Raw genomic sequence first — 21653 nt, 5'->3', positions numbered from 1 at the left:
ATCGCCTCGGTATCGCCGCTTGTCGTGGTCGTTGTCGCGGTGGCAGCCGCCGCGGCCGGCTCCTCGGGTGCAGCTTCCGTGTCGGCCGGCTGATCTGTGGTGCCGACCGCGGCCGCTGCATCTGGGGCCTCGGTCGCAGGCGCGGCGTCTCCCGTCGCACTTGCGGCCGGCGTTGCGCCCGCATCATTCGTCCCGGAGGCCGTCCCCGAGCCGAGCGCTGCCCCGCCATTGCCAAGGCCACCGCTTGCGGGCGCGCCAGGGTCGGACGAAGTCCCTTGCGCCTCCTGCGCAAAGGCCGCCATCCCTGCGGAGTTACTAATATAAGAAACGAAAGATGTATCCGCGCCGAAGACACCCGCGGCAAGCAATGCCGCACCAACAAGCAACTTGTTCATGATTCCCCCGAGCCCAAGTTGCTTACTACTACTCAACCTTCGCCAGACGAATACGACACCGCATCGCCACACGAGAATATCCACAGGGAAATTTTGTGGAGCCGGGTCCGATGGCCAACATTCGGGATGCATCATTAAGCGAAGAGGTTCCCTGAGTGGAGGCCCCACTCAGCAATGCCATTACCGCTCTCGCCCGCCAGTTGCGGAGCTTGGGAGGCCGCCCGCTGTGAAAGAAATTATTCATGCAACTTCTCTTGCATCATGCGCACCAGATCATTGAGCGCCGAGCGGATTTGTGGCCAGGGGAACTCGGAGGATTCCTCCCAGGCTTCGCCCTCGCGCAATACCGCATCGAGCTTGCCCGCGACTCCGGCGAGAGTCGTGCTGGGAGTCGTTGAGAGTGCTTCCATCAGATCCTGCGCCCGCTTGCCAGCCTCGCGCTCGGCCCTGAGTGCTGCGGTGTACCCGGTCTCCTCGGCAGCCGCATCCCAGCGCGCCTGATGCGCCGCGAAATCAGCTTCGGCTTTTTCGCGCAGAGCCGCCATAGCCGACCCTTTGCCGAGCACTTCATTGAGCGCCTCGATCGAGTGGACTGTCACGTCTTTACTCTTGGACAGGCGGACGGTCACACCAGGAAAGCCGACGCTCTCGACAAGCCTTGTCTCCAGGCGCTGCTGCTTGCGGCAAAGCTGCTCGGTCAACTTGCAGGTAGCCTGCCATTCCCGCCAAAGCGCCAGCGCTGGGTCGCCGGGCGCATATCCCCTTCCGGCGTCGCCTGCGGACGCACTACCTTCGAGCGTCCACGTGGTGGTAGCCGCTATGGTTCCCGCAAGCACTTGTCGGCGAGTGACGAAAGGCAGAGTCATGGTATTGTCGGAATCAGCCATGATCCGAGATCCTCAGAAGCTTGGGTTGTGGTCCGGTTGGGTGGGATGTGCGGACATCCTGTCCGGCCACTCGTCATGCGCCAAAGCAGTGTTGGGGAACTAAGTGCACCAACGCCGGCTGCGGCCAATTCCGTCCCGCGACGCTGGTTGATACGCACGCTGCGAGATCAGGAATTGATATAAAAAATATCAATTAGGCGCGCCGAATGTCAATAGAAAACCTATCAAAACTTCGGCAAACGGTTAGTACGCGCCAAATCAAGGCGGCACGCGCGTTGCTTGGGTGGTCGCAGGCGGATCTGGCACGCTACTCTTCGGTGTCTGAACCAACCATAGCTCGTCTGGAAGCCGAAGACGGTCCGCTCGGGGGGCGCCCTGGAACCGCGGCGAAAATTCTCAAGGCGTTGACCGATGCGGGAACAGAATTCATGCTCGAGAACGGTAGCGGACCCGGTGTGAGACTTGTCAAAGGCCGCCGAAGGCCGGAGTGACCCGCGTTCGCAGTTATCGATCCACATGCGGTCAGACCCAGTTCATCGCGCGAGGCCTGAACTCGCGCTCTCACCTCATTTTGCATCGTTGACCTCGACCGACCTTCACATCCCAACCCCCAGTCCGCGTTTTCTGCCGAAGCTCCAGTCGATGCCGCCGCTGTCTTGCACGGGGCCGGTGATGTGCTGGCCGATGCGCTTCTCGAGCATCGGCTGCCAGGGCACCAGTTGAAAGCCGAGACCATCGTCCAGCATGGCGAAGCGCCCGCTGGCAAGACGGACCGAGCCAAGCAGCGTGCCGCTGATATTGTTGCCGGGCTCGACGGGCTCGAAGGTGAGGCCGCGGGCAGCGGCCATCTCCTTGCCGACGCGCGTGACCTCGTGGCGCTCCAGCGTGGCTACAAGGTCGCGCGAGAAGGTGATGGTGCCGCTGGTCGCGTCGCGTTCGGCATGCCCCATCCCGACAAGCTGGGCGGCCCGTCTGTCGAGAGCGTTGTCGACGTCGAGACCAAAGCCTGACCGGACCAGCGGCACGGGGTCCTTGGCCGTCAGCTCCCGGTCGAGCCAAGTGGCGCCGTCGCTGCCGATCTGCGCGTCAAGATCGAACGTCGAGAGCAGGCGGACGGAGAAGTCTTTTCCACGGCTGTGGCCATCGTAGGCGATGCCGCGCTCGGACAGGTCTTTTGGAATGCGCCAGTGGTCTTCGTCGATGCGTTCGACATGGCCTGCCCGGCGCAGCGCTTCGAGACGGCGAACATGGAAACGGACGAAGGCATCCGGGTCCTTGCCCTGCTCCAAAAATGTCTCGCGGATCGCCTCTAGGTGTTGGCTTGGTCGATAGATGCCATCCTCGCCGGCTGCGCTGCTGATGTTGCGGTCGGCCGCTCGCGGCTCCTCCTTCGGCAGGATTGGATCGAGCGCTACGATATGCCCGCGCTGAATGTCGTCGAGCTTTGCCGCGTCGGCGGTCTCGACATAGTGGGTGCGCCCGTCGACGCCATCGATGACGAGCGACAGCCGATCGCTCATCTCATCACCCGAAAGACCCTTGGCGAGCACACGGCCGACGACCGGCTCGGTGATGGTCTGCCGGTGCATGACATATTGCGCCGCGCCCCGTTCATCGGCGAGGCCGTGCTCCTCCAGCGCCCGGTGCATGCTCTTGATAATGTCGTTGCGCTCGCCAAGCGCCCGCAGCACGTTTTCGGTCCTGTCGGAGATCACCCACCGGCCGGGCTCCATCTCGCTCGCCAGGCCGAAGTGTGCCAGAGTCTTTGCCCGATCGATCAGCAGAGAGCGATTGCTGGAAATGGTGTAGCTGTCACTGGCATGGGGCCGGAGGTCGACAAGATCGTGCTCCTGCTGCTCGGCGATCAGCATGCGGTCGAGGCGGGTCAGCCGTTCGGCGTCCACTTCGTTGGCCAGCTTGCGGGCGACTTCGATCTCGCTTTGCAGTCCGAGTTCCCGTTCCACCAGCTCGGTTGCCCGATGGCGGATGCCATGGGCGATGTAGTCACCGGCAATGTTCAGGATCTTGCCGTCATCGGTGACGCCGCGCACCAGGACGTGGGTGTGCGGATGGCCGGTGTTGTGATGATCGACAGCGACCCAGTCGAGGCGCGTGTCGAGATCGGCTTCCATCTGCCGCATGAGATCGCGCGTGAAGGACCGCAGGTCTTCCATCTCGGCGGCATCCTCCGGCGCGACGATGAAGCGGAACTGATGCCGGTCGCCGTGGCCGCGCTCGACGAAGGCCTTGCCGTCGGCCTCTTCGTCGGCGGCAGAGTACACTCTGCCCTTCTCGCCGTCCCTGGTGACGCCGTCGCGCTGGAGATAGCGCAGATGCGCGTCAACGGCCTTGCTCGTCGTCATGAACTTGTGGCCGCGCCCGCTCGCCTTGCCGCGCCCCGGCAGCTTGACCACGCGCGCCTTTACCACGACGCGGCGGGAGCGAAAGCGGACGCCATTGGAGTCCTGCTTCCACCCGCCGCCATCCTTTGGCAAACCTGCCGCCACCTTGCCGCCGCGGCCGCGGGCATTGAAGCGGCCACTCCCCTTCCCGGCACCGCTGCTTGCGCCGAGGCGATAGGGATTGCCGCCTTGCTTGCGGATGGCAATCTCGACCTGGCGCACAAAGGGCAGCGTCCGTGAATTGACCGGCGCGCCGCCATGCCGCATCCGGCCGGTGCGAACCTGGAACCTGTCGCTGTCACGATCTGCCATAACGACAGCATCGGGGGTCGCATTTGGTGCTTCAAGATGGCCGGAGCGCCCAGCGCGCTATGGCGCGCAAAGACTTGCTGCGGCGTAAAACGGCGGATCGCACATCGCTAGGGCGCCGCAGTTTTTCGTTTCAGATCAATAGCGTAGCCGACAGCCTCGAGCCCCGCACCTCACATCATTCCGCCTGGTCTCGGAATCTGCCGGAAAAAACAATGTGCAGACAACAACTTACGAGCGAAGCGAGGGCGACCGCCAGCTCGCTTTATCTTGCCATCCCTCTCCGTCCTCTCTCAAGGCCAACCCTCCCGCCGCAATTTCCACGACGGAACAGGTCGGAATGCGATTGACCAGGAATGCTGAGATCATTGTGGAGTCGCGACGGAGGTCTGCACAAACGGACTACGAATAGCGGAGTTCGGAACTGATACGCCTTCACTGCACGAGCCGTCCGGTTGCGGTCCGAGCGCCGTAACATCGGGGACCGCTTTGTCCACCGGTGCTCGCACGCTGGGTGAACGGATCGCCGTGAAGACGGTCTCGACGACGGGAACATTAGTCTCGCGCTCACCCTGCGCCGCCGAGCTATTCCGTGTGTTGATTCCATGCGCGAAAATCGCCGCTTCGGGTGCGCTCGCCCTACCCGCCCCTTGACGTGCGCGCATCGGAATGGGAACCGAACCATTGATCAGAGGCGCCAGTTTCCTGACGTAGTCGATCGTTTCGCGCGGCAGCGGACGGCCGGCTGCAAGATGCTCTTCGTATCGCCCAGGACCGGAATTGTAAGCAGCGAGGAAGCCGTTGCGGCCGAAGCGGTCGAGCATCTCGCGCAGATACGCTGCACCTGCAAAAATGTTGTCGCGCGGTTGGTAAGGATCGTTACCGAGGCGGTATCTGGTGCGCAGTTCTTCCCATGTCGGCGGCATGATCTGCATCAGGCCCATTGCACCTTTGCTCGACATCGCATGAACCTGACCAACGCTCTCGACATGCATGACGGCGCGAAGCAGCCGCTCGGGAATGGCAAAGCGTTTGGCAGCCTCCCGGATATACCCCGACCAGGGATCAGAGGACGAGATGACGCTGTTGGGGTTCACTGGCCGCTCACGATGCGCGGAAGGCTCAGCACAGACAATAGACGCCGTGAGGGCGAGCATGACGCATGCAGACAGTGCCGCAATGCCTCGACAGATAAAAGCACATGCACCGCGATCCCGACGCGCCTGCAGCCTGCCACAGTGCTCGCTCCCGTCAAGGGCAAGGCTTCGCCGGCCGAACCTGCTTGCCACAAACTGCGGCGCCATGGACGTCCTGAACGACGGACAAGCGTCCGGCCGCCCTTGACCTTCGCTGCGCGCGGTGGCCGCCTGACAGGCGATCGGGTCGGAGGGTTTGACGGGCGCCCGATCGATCAAAGGGTTTGACTCAGAAAGTTCGCTGAGGCGAAGTCGGAGCATCCGATCAGCCCCGTTCGTCGCGCTTCGACTGCCGGCTCCAGTGCAATGCCCAGATACTTTTCTCGGCATCGGACTGGAACAGATTGGCGCGGATCGGCTGCGTGAAAGAGGGATCATCAATGGAGACGGAGAGATAGTTGCCGGCCTTCTCACCGGTGCGATCCCATGCCGCGCCGATCTCCATGCCTTCGCAGAAGACCCGATGGTCTGGCGCGTTTTCGGCGTCCGATCTCTCGGCAGGCAGGATGGCAAGTTTCGCGTCGAGCGTCAGCGTAGAGATGTTGCCGAAGAAGCCGTCGTCGTTGCGGGTGAAGGTGCCGATCTGGGCCATTGTGTTGCTCCTTTCATGAGCGTTGAGAAGGTTGCTGCGAGGCGTCACGGCTCGCGGCGATCCGCTTCGCCGGAACCATCCAAGGCCGGAGAAGTGCGGTCGTCGGTCAAGACCGGGACCGCGCGACCGATGATCGAATTGAGCGGGAGTGGGCCGAAATACCTGCCGTCGAAACTGTCAGCTGAGTTCCAGTTCATGAGGAAGACTTCACGATCGGCAATGATGCGGCAGCCCTGCCAGCCGGGTAGAGGCCGGCCACGACTGTCACGATCGAGCGCACGTCCAAAGGTCACGCCATTGACGATGATGGAGCCGCCTCGCCGGCACACCATCGTGCCTCCAAGTGCCAACACATGCTTCAGCAGCGGCACGCCGTTCGGCAGGTATTCGCGTTGGGCAAGCAAACCCGCCAGTGGCATGGGCGGCATGACGACGGCGATATCTGAAACCCCGATCCTGTCGACCGGCTCGACGCGGTAGAGCCCGACCGGGACGCTCGCTGACGCGTTCCAGACGAATTGCGGTGGATGGCCAATCCATGCCGGCACGGCCACGAGGACCGCGCCGCCGAGCATCGCCACGATGATCCTTGCGCGCATGCTCATGGCTCAACTCGGCGGCGGAGGAGCCATGCTTCATGGCGCTGGCGTGTGTAGGGCCTGGGCGCCTCGCGCGCGGCGAGCCGGCCGTGGGCATGCCGCCAGTAGTCCGGCGAGACATCAACGGGATCGATGCCGATCGCTTCGATAGCGTCGATGATCTTCAGCACCTTCTCGACGTTCGGCCATCCGATAACTGTAAGCAGGATGTCGGCGCCAGGCCGCACATAGGCGACAGTCGAGCAGCGCCCGCCGGTGGCAACAGCGCGTAAGATATCGATGCGGGAAGCGACAGTGCCGAAGTCGTTCGCGGTCCAGCGAACGAAGGCGAAGATACTGCCTGGCGTAAAGGAGACGACACGACGGCTACGGTCGATGCTCCTGGTGGAAGCAACCTGGCCGAACCGGATGTAGTTCTCGATCCGCTTCTTCAGCCACACCAGTTCGACATGGGTAAGATTGCTCATACTGGCCCCCGTGACCGGAAGTCAGCAGTCAGCATGGCGACACGAGGATCAAAGAAGACAGCTGTGCTTCGGGAAGAAAGACGAGCGTCGATTGTTCCCGGCTTGGCCGAAAGATCATGGCTCCACTGTCGTCCACAGCCTCGTGGACGAGCGCTTCCCGTTAGAAAGAATCCGAAGGATTCACAGTTAGAAATGTTAGAGGAGCGGATTGGGCAATCGCCGCAATGATTTAAGGCTGCTTCCGGTTCCTGATAGCACGGGCCTGTCCACAGTCATTTCACAGCCCTAGTGGTGCGGCCACGTGGTGCACACGGCGTTGCGCTGGCACTCGCGAATGGATCGACCGGGTTGAGTTGGAAGTTTAGTCGTGACCGACCGTCGGGATCGACGGAGAGTGCCAGCCGGTAACCAGGCAGCGGCTGACGACGGACGATCTCACGCAGGTCGAAGGTGAAGCGCTTGAAGGGCGACAGGCTGCCGGACTTCACGTGGAGATGGCGAAGATCAAAGCTCCAGCCATAGGTCTGACGGCCACCGTGCTTGCGAACGAGACGGTAAAGCCAGCGCTCCAGGCCGCCCGTCAGCCCGAAATATTGGCGATCGATGGTGAGGATCAGAGCATCGTCAACGACGCCGGCATAAAACCAGTCGGGCAGAATGAGTTCGATGCCGAGCGGGCGTCCGCTGATGTCAATCCGCTCCTTCCATTCGTTGATCCAGGAGAAGCGATGCCGCCGCCGCTCCGAAGACTGGCGGATAGATGTGGCGACGGTCGTCGATTGCAGGCGGTCGAGCGCGGCTTTCAGCCTGTCGTAGGAGTGAGCGGAGTCGCCACGCTCAATGAAGGCAAGGATCTCGTAGGGCGTGGCCGCCATCAGGCGTGAGGTGCGGAGGCCGTTGTCTCGTGCATCGACGATCTGGCTGGCTGCCCAGATGAGGATGTCGGCATCCCAGATCGTCGCCATGCCATGTTCGACCGTCGCCTCGACGCGGATCGAGACTTCGCCCATGCGAAAATCGATCGGTGTCACGCGACGGGATTTGGCGAGCGAGAAGAACGGCCACGACATGAGATCCTGCGCGTCGCGTGGTGTGATGACGCTGGCGCGCGCGTGAAACAGATCAAGCTGCCCCTGATCGGTCGAGCGAAGCTGCATTTTCTTTGCCCCGCAGAATCAGGAGACGCGATGGCGCCGGCCGGCATAGGCCGGCGCGCGGGCGGCATGCGGCTTGGCAGGCGGAACAAAGGTCGCGTTGGCATCGCTGGTGGAAGTGCGCGCACCAAGCTCAATCCACGCGTGCAGATCGTCGATGTCATAGAGGACGCGACCGCCGACCTTTCGATATTTTGGACCGGTGCCATAGGTCCGGTGCTTTTCCAAGGTGCGAGCGCAAAGGCCGACGATTGGCGCCGCTTCCTTCGTTCGCAGGTATTTTTGGGGCGCGTCCGCGGGACCCTTCGACATCGCTTGATCTCCATTCGGTTCTGCTGTCGCCCTGGCCTGCCGGGACGCGCGAAACGGACAATGGTCGAATTGAGGAAAAGCGAGGGAGGGCAAACATCGGGGGATGTGTTTTCGCTACGCTTGCGAAAAGGGCTTCAGCGATCGGATTTTCGGCTGCGGCTGTGTGGATAGAAGAGAAGGTCGCGATAGCCACCCGCGACAAGTCGATCGGCCCTTCGCAGGATCGCCCGAACCTTGTGCCGGAGATGATGGTCGCGCCAGTCTCGCGGTGCGATCGGGTCTCGTGACAACAGCACCTCCGCAATCTCGCGGTAGGTGGCCCCTGCGCGACGGGCGTCATGAGCGCGCAGATTGAGAATGTGCCTCTCCTTCGTCTGCTGCGGCAGCGCGCCGTAGGCAGAACCGGGCGGCCGGCCGTTCAGCGCCCGCCAGAACTGGCGCGCTGCTTCGAGCCGTGTCTCGAATGCCGCATCGAGTGGCAGGACGATGGCGTTGAATTCGGTCGCGCCGCTGCGGATGTCAGTGACGAGATTATTTGTTCCAGTCGATGCCGGCCAAAGAATCTGAAGCTCGTCGGCTTTCCAAACGGCGTCGACGCCGAAACCGCTGGAAGTCGGCTGCTGCTGGCGGTTGCTCTCGCCATCGATGATGATGGTCATGTTCATTGTGCTCACTCCTTTTTCGTCAATGCCGAAGGCATGTCCCCCGGCATGCCTTCCGGGGGCGCGTGAGCGCGCGGGAGTGATGGGGGCCAATGCCGGCGCGCGGAGCCGGGCTGCACGGTTGAGCGAAGCTGATGGAAATTGATCGCGACTATTGCTGCAGTCGGGCGCTTTGCGAGCCGGCGGCCCTGCTCTGCACAGGCGGCAATGGCGGGGAAGCGAGGGGAAGTCCCTTGCTTCCCAATGGTTCGGCAAGGTTATCCGCAGCCGATCAGAACGATGAAAGCGAAGCTTACCTTTATAATATTGGCGCTAGATGTGGATTGTGGAAAGGAAACAGACTATTTGCCTGATTGGCGGAATGGGTAAATCACACGTCTTTAGTGCGTCCGATAAGACAAGAGGAAAACTGCATGACCATCTCTCCTGAACAAGGCGCTCAAACGGATCTCGTATTAATCGCCGCCGACATCGTCTCCGCTTACGTTTCGAACAATCCATTGCCGGTCGGCGAGTTGTCGAAGCTGATCGGAGATACCTATGCCGCTTTGCAAGGGGTAGGCACGCCTGTCGCCCCGGCCGCGGTAAAGCAGGAGCCGGCGGTATCGATAAGGAAGTCGGTGACGCCGGACTTCATAGTCTGCCTGGAAGACGGAAAAAAGTTCAAATCCCTGAAGCGCCATATCGGAACGCACTACAATCTGACTCCCGACGAATACCGGCAGAAATGGAACTTGCCAAACGATTATCCGATGGTGGCGCCGAACTACGCGGCCACCCGCTCGGCCCTGGCGAAATCAATAGGACTCGGGCGCAAGGCAGTGACGCCTACACCAGCCGCAGCAGGAAAACCAAACCGAACTGCTCGCGCGGCAGCAGCGACAACAACCTCAACGGCAGTCAAGTCGCCGGTCAAGAAGGCGCGCAAGGCACCTGTCAAAGCGTAGCGTTCCGGCTCTGGCGAAATGCCGGGCGAATGGCGAACATAAGCATGGTGAAGCCCCGTCCGGGCGGACGGGGCCTCTTTGATCTAGCCAGTTCTCACTCGGCGGCGCGTCGGGACCAGATGAGGGAAAACTCGCCCTCGGTATCGGTCTCGACCAGGCTCGCATAGATCGGAGCGGGGAAACTCGGATCGTCGAGCTTGACGGAATGGTAGTCGCGGCCTTCGCGGGAGGTCTTCTTCCATGCGGCGCCGAACTCGGTGGCGCCGGCAAAGATGCGGTAGTTCGGGCCCTTTTCGTTGTCGCCCTCTGCGGGGACGAAGTCCACGGTCTTGACGTTGAGGTTGAGTGTCTTGACGGAGCCCTTGAAGCCCTTCGCGGTGCTGGAGAAAGTGCCGATCGTAGCCATTGTGGTGGTTCCTTCTGTTTGATCGGGCCGCGCCCATCGCGGCCTCGATGGTGGTCGTGAGACCGGGGACGATCGGCCCGCACCCGAAGGGCTGGAACGCAGTGGAAGGCGACCGGCGACGGCTTTTTTGTTTCGCGATGCAAAGCCGAACCGGGGCCCCCATGCGGATTGCCGTGGGGTGGTTGGGCGGCGGAAAAAAGCCGGCGGCGGACGTTGCGGGAAGACGATCGAGGCGCAGCGAAGCGAAGACGGTCTTCGGTCAGACCCAATCCATTAGAGGACGCAGTGGGCGTGGTTTGAGCCAGCAGACGGAAGGAACCGCCGCGATGGCGACGGCGATCGGTCGCGCTTTCGCAGTTACATCGCGAAGGGTTTCGCCGGCCAGGGCCGAGACACTCCCCGTATCTCCGGCAAGGCAGGTGTGACCCCCTCTCCCACCATCGGCGACAATCGAAGGGGCCGTGCTCTCGTTACTATTTGCCGAACAGCGTCATCGTGTCTGCCGCTGCATAGACAACACAACACCGCACTGGGAGGGCGGCGGCATCTTCATCCCATCAAGCATCATGACGATCCGAGTTTCCTTGATCCGGTCGATGCAATGCGGGCATGGCCGAGACCGATGGCGAGGTCAGTCTTCACCCGAACTGACTAGCCGCCGCATCGCCAAGTGAGAACCGGCCAAGCCAAGAGGTCCCCTTCGCCGAACGGGGCTTCGCCAAGGGAAGGTTCGCCACCGCCCTTGGAATTGAAGCCCATCGGGTGAAGATGTGCGAAGAATGGATCCCTTGCATAAGGTGTGAGGGCGTCACAGCCCGGTCTGCTCTGATTCCTGATCGATCCTGTAACGGACTCGGAAGGCGGCGATGGCGCCGATCTGTCGTGCGAGCTTGCGCGTCAGTGCTTTGAGTTCGCAACGCCGCTCGAAACGGAGTGCCGACATGTGCTCCTGAAAGCTCCGTTCGTCGGCTCGGGTCCAGGTGCTTGAATTGGGTCCGAACTGACGTGACTTGGTTCGGACCGTGATCGTCATGCGCTCGGCCTTGGCCACGATCTGGCTCTCGATGATGGCGAGATGCCGCTCGGTCTCAGCCCGGGCATCCTCCATGCGCGCGTGCATTGCGCGTTGTTCTGCATAGCTTCTCATTGCTTCGGTTCCTAGTGTCGTGCGGTCGAGGTTCCGGCCGCGCCATCGCGCGGCCGGAAAATTCTCATAGCGGTCGGAAGGGTTGCCCGGAGCCGCCGAGGCGGCTCCGGGCATGGCGGCTTATTCGGCTGCGACGTGGAAGGGCTCGCCTTCTTCGGTCGCGCTGGCGCTATCGATAGATGCGAGGTCCGCCTCGGGGGGGCGCGAGGTCCGGATGTGGCTCGTCCGGTGCCGCCGCTTCCTCGCGAGTCAGGTCATGCCGCTGCGCGTCGGCAAGGTCCGGCGTGCGCATGACGGCCGGGAGCCAGCCCGTTCCGGCGAGCAACTGCTCGGCGGCTTCCGCCATCGGCAGCTTCGTCAAGGCCGAAAGCCTGTCTGCCGCCTCGTCGCTGGCGGCTTCCCGCACCGCGTCGAGGATATGCGCCTTGGTGACGCGCCCGAGATAGGTTCGCGCGGTCGGCCTCCAGTATGCTGTCATGTCGAGAGCAACCGCCGTTGCCAGCCTGTCCGCCGTCTCGTGGGCGCGGGGCTTGCGCTCCCAAGGCTGCTTCACGGCATTGACGGTGAGCGAGGCACAATGCGCAAACAGCGCCATGACGCTTGCATGGTCGAGCGAGACGATGAAGCCCCACAGGCCGGCCACGTCGCGCGGCATGTCCGCCGCCCATGCCGCATGACGATCCGCCAGTGCCTTGCCCGCCGCCGTGTCCTCGATGCCGTCAGCGTGACCGGCGAGATAGGCGCTGGTTGGCCGGATTTCGAGGCAATGGGCCTCCGCGCCCTGATAGAAGGCCTGTGCGGCGAGCGTGTGCGTCACGGCGATAAGGGCGATGTCCGGCTGCTCGCCAAGCGCAAGGCGAAGGCCGAGCGTCCGGTGGGCGGTCAGATCGCGAACGAGAAGATCGGAGAGCGGCTTGCCATCGTCCTCCGCTTCCTCGTCGTCATTGCCTCTATCAGAGTCCGAACTGACGCCAGTCTCGATGATCTCGCCATCATCACTGACGGTGTAGCCTTCGCTGTTCGACTGCGTTTCCGCCTCCGATTCCGGCTGCTCGTCCTCGGCGCGGATAAAGCCGCGTTCGATGCGGGCCGTTCCGTCATGAGAAAGCACGACGAACACGCCGCCGCGCGAAACATGGTCCGGGTTGTAGGCATGACGCAGGGCGTCGATGCGCTCGATCTCGCCTTCAAGCTCGCCGAAGCGCTGATCGACATCGTCGGGCAATTCCTCGGCGCTGTCCCACTCCTCCATGAGCCGGTTGAACGCTTCGGTCGCCGCCCCATGGGCGGCTTCGTCTTCCTCCGACAAACCCGCCGGCTGAGCGTAGGTGCGGCGCAGGCCGTGTGCATGCGGATAGTCGATATGGACGTTCGCCCATTTCCAGCCTTCGTTTTGCCTGACGCTTTCCGCGATGCCTTGCAGCTTATCGATCACCAGCTGGTCGAGCAACGCGGCGTCTTCATAGAAGCCGCCACGATCCTCGGTGAACAGGTCGCGCAGGATGGTTCCGCCTGCCTCGATGTAGGCTTCCGCACCGATGAAGATGGCGCGGCGGTCGGTGGCCGCAATGTGCGTCCGCGTCAGTTCACGGCGGATGATGTAGGGATCGCGATTGTAGGAGAGGTTTTCAAAAACCTGCTCCTGCCGGACATGATCGTCGGTGATGGCGAAGGCCATCAACTGGTCGAGGCTGAGGTCGCCGTCGCGATAAACCTGCATCAGCTTTGGGCTGACCGCGCCGAGCCGCAAGCGCTGCCGCACGACATGCGCGGTAATGCCGAAGCGGGCGGCGATCTCCTCCGCATCCCATCCTCTTTCCTCGTGAAGCTCACGAAACGCCTCGAACTGGTCGGCAGGGTGCATCGCCTCGCGGGTGATGTTCTCGTCCAGGCTGATCTCATGCGCATCGTTCACGGTGTCGATGATGCAGCGGATCGGTTCGGTCTTCTTGATCTGCTTGCGCTTCACGCGCAGCAGTTGCGCCAGCCTGCGGCCTTCGCCGATGCTGACGAAATAGAAGCCGGTTTCTGCCCCCTCTCCGTCAAGCTCGGGCTCCACCACAAGGTTTTGAAAGATGCCCTTTGCGGCGATGCTCGCCGCGTAGGCCTCGATGATCGCCTCGCTGTGGGGGGTCTTACGCGCATTGCGGGGCGACTTCTTCAACTTGTTCAATGGAATGAAAACCTCGGTGCCGCTTTCGCTGGCAGTTGCGGTCTTCGCCCTCGTTTCAATGGTCGTCATGATTCTGGTCCTTTCCCGTTACATGCCGAAGGCATGCCCCTCGGCATGCCTTCCGGGGGCGCGTGAGCGCGCGGCAGAGAGGGGGGCGAATGCCGGCGAGCGGAGCTGGGCTGCGCATCGAGCGAGTCGGATCAGATCAGTTCAAAACGTGAGGGTCATGCGCCGCCTTGCGAGCAAGCGGCCCCGCTCTGCGCAGGCGGAATTCGCGAGGGAGAGATGGCCAAGACCATCTCTCCCTCAAGGAGGCGGTGGAAGCTGCATTGTGATTGGAACAGACCGCGACTGGATTTGACGCCCCTGAGGTGGCGCTTTCGCCTACGCACAGTGGTCTGCCGATAGCTGTCAGCGTGCAGGGTCGCCTCGGTGCGGAGATCACCACGGGTCGACCAGACCCAACGTAAGGAGATATCGACGTATGTTCGTGGGTGTCTGATCGGATGTAGGTCAGGCTCTAGAAGATGATGGTCTTTTTGGTCAGAGCCTTCACCGGATAAACCAGGATCAAAATGTTGAACGTCGTATCGAAGGCCTCGGCGATACACTCGTGCGCCTGGCCATTCCGGTCAGTCATAGAAACGGTGGTTGGCCGGGTCATGCGTCTGCCCACCGGCAGCACACGTCCCAGTGAATGATCGAGCGTGATCACCTGCTCGGAGGGTTGTCCGAATTGCTGCCGAAATAGCGGGGAGGTCTCGATTCTGCGCACGTCCGCCCGTGCGCCAGATCGCCCGCAAAAAGTTACGGGCTCGAGCACGTAGATCGCACAGGCCCGATGGCTGGAGCGGACATATTCGCGGCAGGATGCGTAAATCGACGCGCCGAATTCTTTGGCGAGTTTCATTGGCGTCTTAATACCGAATGCATGATCCGCAGCCATCGTGCGGAAGCCGTCCCCTTGAAAGAGGACGAAGCTGGCAAAGTTATTGGCCTCACGCTCGAACAGATCGGAAATGTCCGGGGCGAGGGTTTTTTCGCAGTCTTGGAAGAACCGGAAAAGTTTTCGATGCGTGGGAATCTCGTGGTGGCCGGTTTCATGCAGCTTCAGAAAATTCTGCTTTGATTGATGCACCGTGTGGTCAATGTGGATTAGGGATTCATCGGCGTCTAAAATGCCGAAGGTCTTGGAGATTGCCGATTTAATGGCGCGTGCCACGCGCTCTGTTTTGCCGATCAGGTAGTCCATGATCCGGCGGGGATCGAAGGCGCTCGCGGGGGCAACCTTAATCTTAGCCGCCTCAAGAATGGCCGGGATAGGAGTGGGGAAGATGCCCCAGCCGGAAGCACGGTCGAGGGCGCGCCGTGCAGTCGCCTGCACGGCGCGCAATTGCTCGGGATCGAGGCTGCTATCGTCCGCTTTGGCCACCAGGTTTCTTCTTGCTGCTTCGTAGATAGCCAAGGAATTTAACGAGTTCCGCTTCTTCCTCGGCGGTCAAATTGTGGTCGGCGAAAGTTGCAACCCGGCCGTGTCGCTGCTCTGCGCCGGCACGTGACCGCGTCGGGAAGACGAAGCCAGCGCGTTCCATCAGGTTTTCGTAGCTCACTGCGTACACCTCGGCGAGAGCATGCAGCACGTTCGGGCTCGGCTTTTTGATCAGATCATTCTCGATCTGGCTTAAGTATGCGTTCGACACAACTTTGTCGGTCGCTTTCTCAACATCGCGCTGCGAGAGACCACGGTCCTCGCGGATTGAAGCGAGATATTGTCCCAGCGTGAGCCCGACATCCGCTCCCACGCTTTTTCTAGCCATGGCAGTTCTCCTTCAAAGGCATTGATTCATCTGAATATTTTAGTTGCTGTTGAAAAGAATGTCAAGCACGCAAAGAAAGTGCTTGATTTTCTTTGCATGCCACCATATCTTATCACTCAGGAGCCGGCATCGGGCCGGATCCGAAGCTGAACGAAACGGTGATCTCAATGGAAAATGTAGTAACCGGTGGCGAAAGCCACCAGCCCCAGGCCTCGCGTGGCCCTGGTCCGGATGGGCACTTCTTCACCCGCGTGAATGGTGCAACGGTGACGTTCAAGGAGCCGACGCCGAAGGGCGATCACATTCTCGACAAGACGGGCCTGAAGCCGGCGGGCGACTATGTGCTCATCCAGCTTCTGCGCCACAGCAGCCAGTCGGTGGGTCTCGACGAGACGGTCGACCTTCGCATCGAGGGTACGGAAGAGTTTCGCGCGTTCAAAAGCGACCGCATCTCCCGCTTTACTCTCAACGGTCATGGCTACGAATGGGGTCTTGGCACCATTCCCGAGCCGGAACTGCGCCTCATCGGCCATGTCCATGGCGACGAGGTGCTGGTGCTGGAAGGTGACGGCAAGGACACCGATCTTGGCCCGAACGATGTGCTCGATCTCGGCAAGGCCGGCACCGAGCATCTCTACACCGAAAAGCGGCTCATCACCGTCTTCTTCGAAAACGACCCGCGCGAAATTCCTCGCGGCACCTATTCGACCGCTCAGCTCAAGCAGCTGTTCGGGGTGCAGGAGGGTTACGTTCTCGAATACATCAACGAAGAAGGCCACCTCACGCCGCTGAAGTCGGAAGGCAAGCTCCGGGTGAAAGAGGGCATGAAGTTCTTCGAGCAGGTGCCGTGCGGGGGTTCGTCGTGAGCGACACCGGCAACAACTTCGCCAATGTCATGGCGATGCACCGGGAGGCCGTTCTCCTGAAGGAGGGCGGCCAGCCAGTGATCCTGTTGCCGGCCTTCCGCTTTATGGCCGGCGACCAGCCTCATGTGATGGACCTTCTCTTGGTACCGTTCGCGCACTCCGGCTACATCACGCGGCTGTTCTTTGAACGTGTAATCCAAAGCAAGGGCGCTAACTGGAAAGAGCACCGTGTGGTCGAGCGAAACTGGTGGGCGCCTTCCTGGAACAACGTGCCCGCCTCGATGCCGTGGACCAAAATGCTCAGCGCACATTTGAGGGCTGTGGCATGAATATTCGCTTTAAGATCACAAATGCGCTGCTGAGCACGATCCGAACCGATCTCCACCGGCCACATGCCTTTGCGCATGAGCGCGTCGGCTTCATCGCCACCGGCCTCGCGGCCGCGCATAATGAGCTTCTCATTCTTGCCCGCGAATATCGCCCGCTGCACGACGACGAATATCTGGAAGATCGAAGCGTCGGTGCCATGATGAGCGCAGCCGCTATTCGACGCGCGCGCCAATGGGCGATGGATGATCGCGCGGCAATATTTCATGTTCATACGCATGGCGGCCAAGGCGTGCCGGGATTTAGCGGCGTCGACACGCGGGAGAACGCGAAGTTCGTGCCGAATTTCGTGTCGGTCGCTCCCCATGCCGTGCATGGCGCGATTGTACTGAGCGATGCCGCCGCGTTTGGCCAGGTGTGGCTCGGCCGCGCCGCGGCTCAACCCTTCATTGCCCGTTTCGCTGAAATTGGCATGCCTCTTCGCCAGTGGAGCGCCGCATGAGCCGCCTTGATCGACAGAGCTTTCTTGGCGCCCACAGCGACGCAATCCTCGATGCCGCCACTATCGGCATTGTCGGACTTGGCGGCGGTGGCTCTCACATTGTGCAGCAGACCGCGCATATGGGGATAGGCGGGTATGTCAACGCCGATCCCGACGTCATTGAGGATACCAACACGAACCGGCTGATCGGCAGCACGCTCGCCGATGTAGCGGTCAGTTTGCCCAAGGTTGCGATTGCCGAACGCTTGATACGCGGGCTTCAGCCGAATGCCCGGATTATCTCGATCAAAGACGACTGGCATAATGCCGTCGAGGATCTCAAACTCTGCGACGTCATTCTGGGAGCCGTCGACGGGTTCAAGGAACGCGAGCAGCTTGAGCGCTTCGCGCGCCGGCACCTGATCCCCTATGTCGACATCGGGATGGATGTTCATGACCTTGGCAAGAACGGCTTTCTTGTCAGCGGACAGGTAATCTTGTCCATGCCGGGCGCACCCTGCATGCGGTGCTGCGGTTTCATCACCGACGAGCGGCTGGAACAGGAAGCCAAGCGGTACGGCGCGGCCGGCTCGCGTCCCCAGGTGGTATGGTCAAACGGCGTCCTCGCATCTACCGCCGTCGGCCTGCTGACGCAGATTTTAACGTCGTGGTATCCGAACCCGCCCAGTTTCGTTTTCCTGGACTATGATGGCAACAAGGGGACGCTTACGCGTAACCCGCGCATGGAACTGCTGAAAAACCATGTCTGCCCGCATCATCCCGCAGACGAGACCGGCGATCCGCTCTTCGACATTCGCAAGCAGAAGTTTGCCGCGCGGCCGGTTGCTGTCGCTGCACCACCTCTGCCACCTGCGCGGTGGTGGTCGCGTGTCTGGAATCGGGTGCGGCGGGGCGGGCGCTGATGCAAGCAGGAGAGAGCACATCACAAACACATGGCTGGCGGCATTCGTCCATATCCAAATCCATGATTATAATGGGTTATTCTGATATGTGGACGAATAGAAAATTCGGGATTGAGAATTCGTCCGCCCGCCCTTACGGTGACGCGCCCGATCAATTCCCATGTCTTGCGAGTAACATGACCCGAGATAACAAAAAAAATGGCATTGAAGCCGATTTCCTGCAACTCGCCAGGGTTGCCCTGACCGGCAGGCATCAAGACGTGCATCTTATCTTGCGCAGAGCCGCCAAGCGCTATCATCCTGTGGTGCCGCAGCTCGCTGATGCGCTAACCGCGCTTCTGCATGAATCGCCGTCATCGGCTTCGCCGTTGCGCAAACAGGCGGAAGTGCCGCTCCCGGTCGATCTGGACTCCCGGATGCATCTTATACGCGTGGAAGCCGAGCCCATGCTTGAGCATGAGCCGGTATTCTCACCCCATCTCGCTTCATCCCTTACACAGATCATTGAGGAACGCAGTAACGTGCAGGCATTGAGCCGGGCCGGTCTTGATCCCACGCGTTCCGCTCTCTTCCTTGGGCCGCCCGGCGTCGGCAAGACCATGGCGGCGCGGTGGCTTGCGCGGGAGCTGAAGCGCCCGCTTCTCATTCTCGATCTTGCTGCGGTGATGAGCAGCCTGTTGGGCCGCACCGGCAGCAATCTTCGCTATGTTCTGGAATATGCCAAGAAAATTGACTGCGTTCTGCTGCTTGACGAACTGGACGCTATCGCCAAGCGCCGCGACGATCAGGGCGAGATCGGCGAGTTGAAGCGCCTTGTAACAGTGCTCATCCAGCAGATTGACGATTGGCCGTCATCGGGCATTCTGCTCGCAGCCACCAACCACCCAGACCTTCTTGATCCCGCCATCTGGCGCCGCTTCGAACTGCACATCGAGTTTCCGCTTCCGGACCAGCATGCCATCGAGCGTTTTATCGAAGGTCAACTCCGGCCCTATTTTCCGGCGACCTCGGAGTGGAGCCGCCTGTTGGCCGTCGCTTTTGCAGGGCACTCGTTTAGCGATATCGAACGCGAGCTGTCGGCGGCGCGGCGCGCTGCGGTCTTGGGGCATGCGCCTCTTGAAGAGCGCCTTGCGGGGCTGCTGACCAATGCATCGATCCCGAAAACCCACCGGATTCACCTTGCGGCAGCTATTGTCAATCAAGGGTTGTTTTCCCAACGCAAGGCGCGTGAGCTGACCGGAATCTCTCGTGACGCGATCCGCACGCGCGCTGCAAAAAAGAAAACGAAACCTAAGAGCCGGAGCGCGAAAGGGACCCCATGACGAAGCGCAATTTTTTGCTCGGCAAGGGCGAGCGCCTTGTCGAGGATGTCGCCGGGGTCCGTGGTGGCGCCCCCAAGAGCCATCCATACACCTTCACCCAGGCCCGCGACCGTATCGCACCTATGCTGACGCGCGCGGTGAAAGGCATTGATCAGTTACCCGACGAGGCTTGCCCGAACGACCGCGCAGTTGCGACGGTCACTCTGAATCCCGAATACATTGCCAAGTCGTATTTCCCCGAACGGCTTTTCGAAACTCTTGGGCTTGAGCCTATTGGCAGTCGTCCGCGCCGCATTAAACCTGAGAAGCGCTCCAAGGGGCGTGAGCCCGAAGAAACGATCACGACGGAATTGTTCGTCATAGGCCCGCGCTCTGCATTCCGCGCGTGGCGCTCGTCACTGCCCGGCTGGCAGGAGGAAGCTGCCGGCGCCAAAGATCTCCCGACCATCGAGGAAGTGGCTGCGCCGACCATACGCGACAAGATCAAGGGCCAGTTGCCCAGGAAGGGGGATCTCGTTTTCGAAGCCGTCCTCCATAGCGGCGGCACCACGGGAACAACGAGCGTTACAACGCAATTCAGGAACTACCTGAAGACAATGGGCATCGACCAACCACTGGACCGTCGCTTTGCCGCCGGGGGCTTGTGCTTTGTCGAGCTGGAGGCGCCTGTTGAACTGGCTGATCGTATCGCAATGTTCACGCCGGTCCGCGCGCTTCGGCAAATGCCGGCGCTGCGCATTCTCCGCCCCAGCTTCCGTTCGTCGCGCGTGCCCATGGAAGCCCTGCAATTGCCGACCGAGGGACCGCTTGATCCCAGTATCCGGGTCGCCATCTTCGACGGCGGCATTCCCCACGGGCACCCAATCACCAAATGGGTCAAGCCGATTGAGCCGCCGGGAATTGGAAATGCGTACGACGAATTTCAGAAACACGGCGTCGGCGTCAGCTCAGCTTTCTTGTTCGGCCATATCGACCCTTCCAAGGGGCTTAGCCGCCCCTATGCTCCGGTTGACCATTACCGTGTGCTCGACACGATGCCCGGTCAGGACCCACATGAACTCTACGAAGTGCTTGACCGGATCGACCGGGTGCTGGTGGAAAAGAAGTATCAATTCGTCAATCTGAGCATCGGTCCTTATCCGCCCGTCGAGGATGATGATGTGCATGCCTGGACGGCTGTTATCGATGACCGCTTGTCGCGCGGCCAAACGCTTGCGACTATTGCCGTCGGCAATAACGGCCATCTTTCTGCTGAAGACGGGCTGAACCGCATTCAAGTGCCGGCGGACTGCGTCAACGCGCTCGCTGTCGGCGCATGCGACAGCCATGAGGCGCCTTGGCAGCGCGCCACTTACAGTTCCGTCGGCCCGGGCCGCAGCCCGGGCGTGGTCAAGCCTGACTTTGTGGAATTTGGCGGTTGCTTGCAGCGCCCCTTCATCGTTGTTCATGACGGCAAAGCGTTCGCGCTGGAAGCCACCGAAGGCACCTCGTTCGCCGCGCCATCCGTGCTTCGTTTAGGTGCCGGCCTGCGTGCTCATTTCGGCGAGACCTTGAGCATGCTGGCGATCCGCGCTCTTCTGGTTCATACAACCGAAGCGTGTGACCACCCCTGCGAAGAGGTTGGGCGTGGGCGCGTAGCACGGTCAGTCGAAGATATCGTTCTTTGCGGCGACGACACCGTGCGCGTCGTTTATCAAGGTACCATTGCGCCGACGCGCTATATCCGCGCGCCCATTCCGCTTCCATCTGAAATCATTCCGGGGAAGGTCGCAATCACCGCCACACTCTGTTATCCGACCGGCGTCGACCCGCATCATCCGGGCAACTACACCCGTGCTGGCCTTGAGCCGACATTCCGGCCGCACGATAAAAAGCGCAAAGACCCCAAACAGGTGCACGCTGGCACCAAGAGCTTTTTTGGCAAGACGCAAAGCGGCTTGATGGAAGACGAACTGCGTCGCGACGCCTGGAAGTGGGAAAACTGCTTGCATACGCGCGTGTCATTTATGGGCAAGACGTTGCGAAATCCAGTGCTCGACATTCACTACAATGCACGCCTAGGCGGACGTGACTTCGCGCCAACGGAAGAATTACCCTACGCGCTCGTGATCAGTGTGCACGCCAGAAACCTGGGCGATCTCTACGATAAGGTCGTGAGAAAATACGCACAGCAGCTTGAAGCCCTGCGCCCCGTTATAGAAATTCCAATCACAACTTAAGCCAGCCGGTTGGGCTGTGCACATTTCCCTCGACACGCCGATGACACTCC

At 61.2% G+C, this 21653-nt stretch carries 22 protein-coding genes and 1 pseudogene; 8 read left to right on the top strand and 15 right to left on the bottom strand.

The genetic code is table 11. From position 1 onward, the window contains the following. Both NKH60_RS28645 and NKH60_RS28640 read right to left on the bottom strand, forming a co-directional pair. Nucleotides 1–395 (bottom strand): annotated as a pseudogene (locus tag NKH60_RS28645) (hypothetical protein); the annotation flags it as partial. A gap of 236 nt (nt 396–631) precedes the next feature. Next, entirely contained in the window at nt 632–1282 is a 651-nt protein-coding gene (locus tag NKH60_RS28640) for a hypothetical protein (protein ID WP_352874242.1), read from the bottom strand. 206 nt (nt 1283–1488) lie between these two features. On the opposite strand from NKH60_RS28640, the gene NKH60_RS28635 reads away from it, so the two are divergent. Then, nucleotides 1489–1773 carry a helix-turn-helix transcriptional regulator gene (locus NKH60_RS28635; protein WP_352874241.1) on the top strand — a complete coding sequence of 95 codons (285 nt, stop codon included), beginning with the start codon at nt 1489–1491 and terminating at the stop codon, nt 1771–1773. Between the two features lie 105 nt (nt 1774–1878). Here NKH60_RS28635 and NKH60_RS28630 read toward each other — a convergent pair whose 3' ends face one another. The 8 genes from NKH60_RS28630 to NKH60_RS28595 all read right to left on the bottom strand — a co-directional run bounded on the left by NKH60_RS28630 (nt 1879) and on the right by NKH60_RS28595 (nt 8978). After that, nucleotides 1879–3996: a DUF3363 domain-containing protein gene (locus NKH60_RS28630; RefSeq protein ID WP_352874240.1), complete on the bottom strand. Its 2118-nt coding sequence runs from the start codon at nt 3994–3996 to the stop codon at nt 1879–1881. 362 nt (nt 3997–4358) lie between these two features. Continuing rightward, nucleotides 4359–5090: a lytic transglycosylase domain-containing protein gene (locus tag NKH60_RS28625; protein WP_352874239.1), complete on the bottom strand. Its 732-nt coding sequence runs from the start codon at nt 5088–5090 to the stop codon at nt 4359–4361. 364 nt (nt 5091–5454) lie between these two features. Beyond that, the gene (locus tag NKH60_RS28620; protein WP_352874238.1) at nt 5455–5781 is read right to left on the bottom strand and encodes a DUF736 domain-containing protein; all 327 of its coding nucleotides are present in this window, start codon (nt 5779–5781) and stop codon (nt 5455–5457) included. Between the two features lie 44 nt (nt 5782–5825). Beyond that, on the bottom strand, nt 5826–6356 hold the full coding sequence (locus NKH60_RS28615) for a S26 family signal peptidase (RefSeq protein ID WP_352874244.1): 531 nt from the start codon (nt 6354–6356) through the stop codon (nt 5826–5828). Between the two features lie 26 nt (nt 6357–6382). Further along, nucleotides 6383–6847: a DUF2840 domain-containing protein gene (locus NKH60_RS28610; RefSeq protein ID WP_352874237.1), complete on the bottom strand. Its 465-nt coding sequence runs from the start codon at nt 6845–6847 to the stop codon at nt 6383–6385. A gap of 272 nt (nt 6848–7119) precedes the next feature. After that, complete coding sequence (locus tag NKH60_RS28605; RefSeq protein ID WP_352874236.1) at nt 7120–8004, bottom strand: replication initiator protein A; 885 nt, start codon at nt 8002–8004, stop codon at nt 7120–7122. An 18-nt stretch (nt 8005–8022) separates the two neighbouring features. After that, nucleotides 8023–8313 carry a helix-turn-helix transcriptional regulator gene (locus NKH60_RS28600; protein WP_095084952.1) on the bottom strand — a complete coding sequence of 97 codons (291 nt, stop codon included), beginning with the start codon at nt 8311–8313 and terminating at the stop codon, nt 8023–8025. A 134-nt stretch (nt 8314–8447) separates the two neighbouring features. Next, nucleotides 8448–8978, bottom strand: coding sequence for a DUF2285 domain-containing protein (locus NKH60_RS28595; RefSeq protein WP_352874235.1), 531 nt, complete (start codon nt 8976–8978; stop codon nt 8448–8450). 410 nt (nt 8979–9388) lie between these two features. Here NKH60_RS28595 and NKH60_RS28590 point away from each other — a divergent pair, with 410 nt between their 5' ends. Then, nucleotides 9389–9922, top strand: a complete 534-nt coding sequence (locus NKH60_RS28590) for a Ros/MucR family transcriptional regulator (RefSeq protein WP_352874243.1) — start codon at nt 9389–9391, stop codon at nt 9920–9922. Nucleotides 9923–10016: 94 nt separating this feature from the next. Here the strand turns inward: NKH60_RS28590 and NKH60_RS28585 are convergent, their stop codons facing one another. The 5 genes from NKH60_RS28585 to NKH60_RS28565 form a co-directional block, all read right to left on the bottom strand. Then, entirely contained in the window at nt 10017–10328 is a 312-nt protein-coding gene (locus tag NKH60_RS28585) for a DUF736 domain-containing protein (RefSeq protein ID WP_352874234.1), read from the bottom strand. 808 nt (nt 10329–11136) lie between these two features. Further along, complete coding sequence (locus NKH60_RS28580) at nt 11137–11475, bottom strand: hypothetical protein (RefSeq protein WP_352874233.1); 339 nt, start codon at nt 11473–11475, stop codon at nt 11137–11139. A 169-nt stretch (nt 11476–11644) separates the two neighbouring features. After that, nucleotides 11645–13717, bottom strand: a complete 2073-nt coding sequence (locus NKH60_RS28575) for a ParB/RepB/Spo0J family partition protein (RefSeq protein WP_352874232.1) — start codon at nt 13715–13717, stop codon at nt 11645–11647. Nucleotides 13718–14168: 451 nt separating this feature from the next. After that, nucleotides 14169–15080, bottom strand: a complete 912-nt coding sequence (locus NKH60_RS28570; protein WP_352874231.1) for an ImmA/IrrE family metallo-endopeptidase — start codon at nt 15078–15080, stop codon at nt 14169–14171. After that, nucleotides 15061–15465 carry a helix-turn-helix domain-containing protein gene (locus NKH60_RS28565; protein ID WP_352874230.1) on the bottom strand — a complete coding sequence of 135 codons (405 nt, stop codon included), beginning with the start codon at nt 15463–15465 and terminating at the stop codon, nt 15061–15063. Before NKH60_RS28565 ends, NKH60_RS28570 begins: the two co-directional genes overlap by 20 nt. A 167-nt stretch (nt 15466–15632) precedes the next feature. Here NKH60_RS28565 and NKH60_RS28560 point away from each other — a divergent pair, with 167 nt between their 5' ends. The 6 genes from NKH60_RS28560 to NKH60_RS28535 all read left to right on the top strand — a co-directional run bounded on the left by NKH60_RS28560 (nt 15633) and on the right by NKH60_RS28535 (nt 21603). After that, nucleotides 15633–16331 (top strand): multiubiquitin domain-containing protein, encoded by a 699-nt coding sequence (locus NKH60_RS28560; protein WP_352874229.1) that lies wholly within the window; start codon nt 15633–15635, stop codon nt 16329–16331. After that, nucleotides 16328–16660, top strand: a complete 333-nt coding sequence (locus NKH60_RS28555) for a hypothetical protein (RefSeq protein ID WP_352874228.1) — start codon at nt 16328–16330, stop codon at nt 16658–16660. The genes NKH60_RS28560 and NKH60_RS28555 overlap by 4 nt, the downstream gene beginning before the upstream one ends. Then, a complete protein-coding gene (locus tag NKH60_RS28550; RefSeq protein WP_352874227.1) occupies nt 16579–17160 on the top strand; it encodes a hypothetical protein in 582 nt (193 codons plus the stop codon). The genes NKH60_RS28555 and NKH60_RS28550 overlap by 82 nt, the downstream gene beginning before the upstream one ends. Beyond that, complete coding sequence (locus tag NKH60_RS28545) at nt 17157–18062, top strand: HesA/MoeB/ThiF family protein (RefSeq protein WP_352874226.1); 906 nt, start codon at nt 17157–17159, stop codon at nt 18060–18062. The genes NKH60_RS28550 and NKH60_RS28545 overlap by 4 nt, the downstream gene beginning before the upstream one ends. Before the next feature lie 176 nt (nt 18063–18238). Next, complete coding sequence (locus NKH60_RS28540; RefSeq protein ID WP_352874225.1) at nt 18239–19384, top strand: AAA family ATPase; 1146 nt, start codon at nt 18239–18241, stop codon at nt 19382–19384. Continuing rightward, on the top strand, nt 19381–21603 hold the full coding sequence (locus NKH60_RS28535) for a S8 family peptidase (RefSeq protein WP_352874224.1): 2223 nt from the start codon (nt 19381–19383) through the stop codon (nt 21601–21603). Before NKH60_RS28540 ends, NKH60_RS28535 begins: the two co-directional genes overlap by 4 nt. The last annotated feature ends 50 nt before the right edge of the window (nt 21604–21653 follow it).

The sequence above is a fragment of the Mesorhizobium sp. M1006 genome, assembly GCF_040318825.1.
Lineage (GTDB): Bacteria > Pseudomonadota > Alphaproteobacteria > Rhizobiales > Rhizobiaceae > Mesorhizobium.
The sequence above is the reverse complement of the archived record's forward strand: the minus strand, read 5'-3'. Positions and strand labels throughout refer to the sequence as shown.